General features: G+C 62.1%; 4 protein-coding genes and 2 pseudogenes. All 6 read right to left on the bottom strand.

Translation table 11 applies throughout. From position 1 onward, the window contains the following. Positions 1 to 403: pseudogene (locus AB0N24_RS15925) on the bottom strand (BCCT family transporter); the annotation flags it as partial. A gap of 607 nt (positions 404 to 1,010) precedes the next feature. Continuing rightward, positions 1,011 to 1,811 (bottom strand): IclR family transcriptional regulator, encoded by an 801-nt coding sequence (locus AB0N24_RS15920; protein WP_364126119.1) that lies wholly within the window; start codon positions 1,809 to 1,811, stop codon positions 1,011 to 1,013. 413 nt (positions 1,812 to 2,224) lie between these two features. After that, a pseudogene (locus AB0N24_RS15915) lies at positions 2,225 to 2,317 on the bottom strand (GTP cyclohydrolase I FolE); the annotation flags it as partial. 59 nt (positions 2,318 to 2,376) lie between these two features. After that, positions 2,377 to 4,704 carry an FdhF/YdeP family oxidoreductase gene (locus AB0N24_RS15910; protein WP_364126116.1) on the bottom strand — a complete coding sequence of 776 codons (2,328 nt, stop codon included), beginning with the start codon at positions 4,702 to 4,704 and terminating at the stop codon, positions 2,377 to 2,379. A 96-nt stretch (positions 4,705 to 4,800) separates the two neighbouring features. Further along, a complete protein-coding gene (locus AB0N24_RS15905; protein ID WP_364126113.1) occupies positions 4,801 to 5,676 on the bottom strand; it encodes a bifunctional 5,10-methylenetetrahydrofolate dehydrogenase/5,10-methenyltetrahydrofolate cyclohydrolase in 876 nt (291 codons plus the stop codon). After that, on the bottom strand, positions 5,673 to 6,299 hold the full coding sequence (locus AB0N24_RS15900; RefSeq protein WP_364126110.1) for a cyclodeaminase/cyclohydrolase family protein: 627 nt from the start codon (positions 6,297 to 6,299) through the stop codon (positions 5,673 to 5,675). Before AB0N24_RS15900 ends, AB0N24_RS15905 begins: the two co-directional genes overlap by 4 nt. Positions 6,300 to 6,329: the final 30 nt, after the last annotated feature.

Raw genomic sequence — 6,329 nt, 5'->3', positions numbered from 1 at the left:
CGGTGTACTCCATGACCCAGTTCAGGACGCTTGTGGAGGTCTCGGAGAGGCTGTCCCGTCCCATGAAACCCCAGATCACAAAGGCGATGGCGATGACGCCGGTGATCCCGAAGGTGACCTTGTCGAGGTTGAGCTTATGGTTCCGGCGATCCGCAACTGCTTGCTCGGTCTTGGTCTGACGCAGCTCCTGCAGAATCTGCTCGTACTCGACGTCCGGCAAGGGCGCTCCTCCTTGCTCCGGATCGAGGACAGCGGGGTTTCTGTCTACTGCGCCGGAGTTACTGATGACTGCTTTACTCTTTTCCCCGCTTCCAGGTTGTTCGTTACGCGGAGCCTCTGCCACCTCGTTGTCAGCAGGCAACTCCTCGGGTGTATGGGATTTTAGGTCACTATTAAAAGCCATGAGCGGGTCCTTTGCTCGGAGAGGCATGGGCTTGCGGTTAAACATGGCCCTCGGTTGTCAGACCGGGCGGAAGGCTGGGGGCCTCGTCCGATCCGATGATCATGATGTTGCCGTCGACGATTTGCACCCCGTGGGTGCGTACGGCAGTTTGGCCGCGGGCGGAGCAGTATCGAGCCGTAGCGCCTCACCGGGAGCGAGTTCACTGAGCGGGCAGGCCTTGCGCATGGAGCACCTCCTTTTATGTTCACGGGATCAGGTTCGCGTCAAGTGGGTAGACGGGATCGTTCCGCATGACTCAACGGATATCGCTCTAAGCAACAGATTCCGGCTGATAATTACGGATGTCAAGGGTTTTCGATGATTTGCCGAGCACCTTGACACGCAACATGGCATACGTCACGCTGTTGCATATCGCGATTGTCGTTGCGTAAGAAGCAGTTGAATGATGAAATATGGAGACGCTTGCTGTCCTTGGAGCATCCCTCGCCGGCCTCTCGGCTGCCCGTGCCCAGGGTTTCGCCGGACGGCTGATCATCGTAGGAGATGAACCGTACGGTCTGTATGCGTCCATTTGCCCTCCGATATGCCCGACCTCTGCGGTCGGGCCTTATCGGTGTCTGTAGCCCATTTTCGCGCTAATGGACAGTCCAGCCGCGCGGAGCCCTTCGATGAGTCCGGGATCCTCTTCCGGAGTGAACCGGAACGCAGGACCGGAGATACTCACGGCGGCGATTACATTCCCAAGATGGTTCCAAATGGGAACTGCGACCGCTGACAGGCCGATTTCAAACTCCTCGTGGACGACCGCATAGCCTTGCCGGGAAATTTCGAGCAGCTGCTTCTCCAGTTGCGCACGATTTGTCACGGTACGCGGAGTGCGGGCTGGCAGGCCGACGGTCTTGAGGATGGTGTCCCTTTCGTCGGCCGGAAGGGCAGCAAGCAGAACCTTGCCGCTCGACGTGGCATGCAGTGGCGTCAGGCTGCCGACCCAGTCGTAGGTTGCGAGCGTGGAGGGGCCCATGGCCTGGTCCACGTTGACGGCGTAATTCGATCGCAGGACAGCCAAGTTCACTGTTTCCTTGTAGCGCGCAGCGAGAATCTCTAAAACATCTCTGGCCTCTCGCACCACGCTCAATCGGCCTGGGATGGACGATGCCAATCGCAGGATTCCAAAGCCCAGCTGGTACTTGCCGCGTTCGCTGTTCTGGCGGACCAGTTCCCGACCCACCAGGGACCCCACCAGGCGGGATACTGTGGATTTGTGGACGCCCATCTCCTCAGCGATCTCACTGACGCCGGCATCACCATCACGGGCGAGGATATCAAGGATCTGGAGGGCACGGTCCACCGATTGGACGCCTCCGCCCTGTGCGTCTACGCCCTGATCCGGGTCGTTGCGTGCGGCCATGTCGCCTCGTGTCCTTGTCCATGCGGAGTACCCAGGCCTGGATGTCGCAGCCGAACTGCTGCCATGTTTCATCCTAGACCGGCTCAGGCGCTGGCTCGTCAACCCGGTGGCTCAGCCTTCACGCGGCCGGGCAAATCCAAGGCTAAGAACAGGGCACGCCGAATGCGGGGTGCCCAGGCGGTAGCGGCGGGCGGACTCGGGGGAGAGGGGCCAGAAGTCCTACTGTATGTCGGACTCGTAGGGGGTGCCCTGATGCCAATGCAAGGGGGGACACTCGCGGGCGGGAGCGGGACGGGGAAGTCGAAGGCAAGCTGGCCGGCTTCGGACCACTCGGTTCCCCGTTGTTGGCTGGATTGACGCCGGGCCCGTAGTGCAGGACTGGCTGTGCGTGCAGAGATTTCTGCTCGCACTCAAACCACCACAATGGCCCCGAGGGGCCGCAGCGAACTGACCAGCGCATCAACGACCTGGGTTGTCAGCAGTTCCTGGACCTGGGGCCTGCGTGCCTGCTCAACCCGCGGCCCGTCCACACCCTTGGACGCTGTTGCCGTCGTCATGTCGGCGCTCACGCTTCGGCCCGTTCCAGCCGCACGATGACGGACTTGGATGTCGGTGTACCGCTGGTGTCAGCTACCGAATCGAGCGGCACGAGCACGTTGGTCTCCGGGTAGTATGCTGCCGCGCAGCCCTTCGGTGTCGAGTAGGAAACAATCCGGAAGTTGTCGGCCCGCCGCTCTGTCCCGCGGAACTCGGAAATCAAATGAACCATGTCACCGTCCCTAAAGCCCAGCTCAGCGATGTCAGCCTCGTTGACAAGAACCACGCGACGCCCACCGTGGATACCGCGGTATCGGTCATCCTTGCCATAGATGGTGGTGTTGTACTGGTCATGTGAGCGCAGGGTCTGAAGGACCAGCCGTCCCTCGGGTACTTTGATGAATTCCAGCTCATTGCCGGTAAAGCGGGCCTTGCCCGACGCGGTCTCGAACTGTCTGGTGTCCCGCGGAGGGTGGGGGAGGACAAAGCCGCCAGGGTGCTGGATCCTCTCCTCGAAATTTTCGAAGCCGTCGATTACCGCCTCGATGTGTTTTCGGACCAAGGAATAGTCGTCTTTCATCGAGAGCCAGGCAGCTTTAGGCGTGTTGGGCAGTGGGAGGTTATCACTGTCGGTGAAGAGCTTATGGGCGAGGTTGCACACAATGGCCACTTCTGAGTGGAGGTGCTCGCTGGCCGGCTTAATGCGTCCGCGGGACGCATGGACGGCGCTCATCGAGTCTTCCACCGTCACCCTCTGGTCCCCGGTGCGCTGCGCGTCCTTTTCCGTCCGACCCAGCGTCGGGAGGATCAGCGCGCGTCGGCCAGTGGACACGTGGGAATGGTTCAGCTTCGTGGAGATCTGCACCGTCAGGTCTGTGTTGGCCAATGCCCGCTCCGTGACCTCGGAATCCGGGGCCGCCCGGACGAAGTTTCCACCCATTCCAATGAAGACGCGGACTTTGCCGTCCCGCATGGCACGAATCGCCGCCACGGTGTCGTAGCCGTGCTTGCGAGGGGAAAGGAACTTGAACTCCTGGTCCAGCCTGTCGTGGAACGCCTGTGGCATCTTTTCGAAGATCCCCATGGTGCGGTCACCCTGGACGTTCGAGTGGCCGCGGACGGGGCATACTCCTGCTCCGGGCTTACCGATGTTGCCTTGGAGAAGCAACACGTTGACGACGTCCCGGAGCGTGGAAACTGAGTGTTTGTGCTGGGTTAGGCCCATGGCCCAGCAGACGATGGTGGCGTCGGAGGCCAGCAGGCGTTCGCCCGTGGCCTTGATCTGATCCAAACTTAGGCCCGTGGCTTCGACTATTTCGCTCCACTGGACCTTTTCGAGGCACCGCAGGTATTCGTTGATGCCCGCGGTGTGGTGATTGATGAATTCGTGGTCAAGGACCGTAGTCAGTCCCGGGGACTTCCTCCCCTGCGCCTCCGCCTCGAGGAGGTATTTGCCAAGCCCCTGGAAGAGGGCCTGATCCCCGCCGGCCCGGATCTGCAGGAAGTCGTCGGTCAGTTGCGTGCCCACGAGCGTTCCGGAGATCGTCTGCGGATTCTCGAACCGGAGGAGCCCGGCCTCAGGGAGTGGGTTGACGGAGATGATGACGGCGCCGTTCTTCTTCGCCTTTTCCAGGGCGCTGAGCATGCGCGGGTGGTTAGTACCTGGATTCTGCCCGGCAACGAAGATCAGCGAGGCTGTCTCCAGGTCGACGAGGCTGACCGAGCCCTTGCCGATGCCGATGGTTTCAACGAGGGCTGAACCCGTGGACTCGTGGCACATGTTGGAGCAATCGGGGAGATTATTCGTGCCCAGTCCCCGCACGAGGAGCTGGTAGAGGAAGGCGGCTTCATTCGAGGTCCGCCCGGAAGTGTAAAAAACTGCCTGGTCGGGATGGTCCATTTCTTTCATCTCCTGGGCGATCAGCTCATAGGCTGCGTCCCACTCGATGGGTGTGTAGTGCGTGGCTCCCTCAGCCAAAAGCATCGGGTGGGTCAGCCGGCCCTGCTGACCCAACCAGTAGTCGTCCCGCGTCTTCAGGTCCTCGATGGAGTGCTGGGCGAAGAACTCGGGGGTGACGCGGCGGCGGGTGCCCTCCTCGGCCACTGCCTTCGCGCCATTTTCGCAGAACTCGGCTGCGTTGCGTTTTTCATGTTCGGGCCACGCGCAGCCCATGCAGTCGAACCCGTCGACCTGGTTGACTGCCAGCAGCGTTTGGACACTGCGCAGCGGACCCATCTGCTCGAGGGAGATCTTCAGCGAGTTCACCACCGCGGGGATTCCGACGGCCTTGGTCTTGGGTTTGGTGACGGTCAGCTTTGACTCGTCGATGTTATGTACGGGGGCTTTTGAAGCCATGTGATCGTTCCTTCAGATCTGGGCAGGAAACAGGGGCCGGGTTTGCTTGGTGGCTTTGTGGTGGCCTCCTGCAGCCTCGACAGGCTGTGCGGCGGATCATCCGGCGGTTCTCGGGACCAAAGCACGCGACTGTTCCCGCGCGGCCTCGGTTGTGTGCAGAAGAAGCAGGGATGTGGTGACAGAGCCGACGCCGCCCGGGACCGGAGTCAGCGCCGCGGCGATGCCCCGCACGCTGGCCTCGTCGGCATCCCCCACGAGGGATCCGTCAGGAAGGACGTTGGTGCCGACGTCAATCACCACGGCCTCGGACGAGACGTGGCCGCCGTTCAGCAGACCGGCACGCCCGGCCGCCACGACCACGACGTCGGCGGCCTTGGTGTATTTCTCCAAAGGACCTGACCGGGAGTGGCAGACGGTGACCGCGGCGTCGCGCTCCAGCAGTAGCAGGGACAGCGGCTTTCCCACTACGGCGGAACGGCCAATGACGACCACATTCCGGCCTGCCAGCGGGATGTCGAAGTGGTCCAGGATCTCGATTACGGCGCGAGCCGTGGCAGGTGCGAACGAGGGCTGGCCAACGGCCAGGCGGCCAAGGCTCAACGGGTTCGCGCCATCGACGTCCTTTTCCCGCGCAATGTGCCCCACCAGCTCATCTGTTCCGACGCCTGGAGGCAGGGGCGTCTGGAGGATGATGCCGTTAACGGATGGATCCTCGCTGAGGTCCTTCAGGACTGAGGCCAGGACCTCTCCGCTGGCATCGGGGCCAAGGTCCACGATCCGGCAACTGATGGCGGCGCTTTCTGCGGCCCGTTCGATGGACCGGACATACCAGTGGGTGGAGCCGTCGTCGGTGGCCACAACCACTGCGAGTGTGGGGCGTAGCCCGTCGGCTTCGAGCTCCCGGGCCTCATGGTGGGCCCTCTGCTGAATGGTCTTTGCCAGTGCTTTTCCGGAGAGGAGTACGGCGCTCAACCGAGAATCCTTCCACGCACGCGCCCCACGAGGGAGTCTGCTGCCAGGATGACCTTTTCCTCGAGGCCGTCAGTCTGATCAGCCAACCGCGAACGGGCCGCGGCGTCTTTGATGGCCACCACGTTAATGTCGATGTTCACCCGGGCGGTGCTTGCGGCTGCGCGGGCTGCGTCGGCGGCAGCAGCGATGTCGCTGATCACATTGGCGTTCGCGACCTCGAAAAGTTCCGTGGCAAGATCCACGATGGCGCCGGCGAGCTTGATCAGCTGTGCGGGGGTTTGTGCGGCCCGGATGAGCGCATCCTGGATGGATGCCGTTCGTGCCGCTTTGAGGTCTTCGGTCCCGGACGGAAGTTTGTACGAGTCGATGACGCCCTGAAACGCATGCTCGTCAGCGTCCGCCAGGCGCAGGGCCTTGACGACCAATCCGTCGGCGGCGCTGATGATCCTTTGGACGAGTTCGGCGTGCTGCTCGTATTTCAAGCCGGTGGTGTATCTGGCCACCATGGCGACGAGCGCTGCCCCCTGGGCGGCGTGGAGCGCGGCGGCAGCGCCGCCGCCTGGGGTGGGTTCTCGCGAGGCAAGCCTGGCGAGGTATTCGTTGATTGTTTCTGAGCTGATCATGTGTCTTCCTGGGCTGAAGCTTGACTCGAC

Origin of the sequence: Arthrobacter sp. NPDC093128, assembly GCF_040683875.1 — a bacterium.
Lineage (GTDB): Bacteria > Actinomycetota > Actinomycetes > Actinomycetales > Micrococcaceae > Arthrobacter.
Note: the sequence above shows the minus strand (reverse complement) of the source record. Positions and strands in the feature narration are given on the sequence as shown.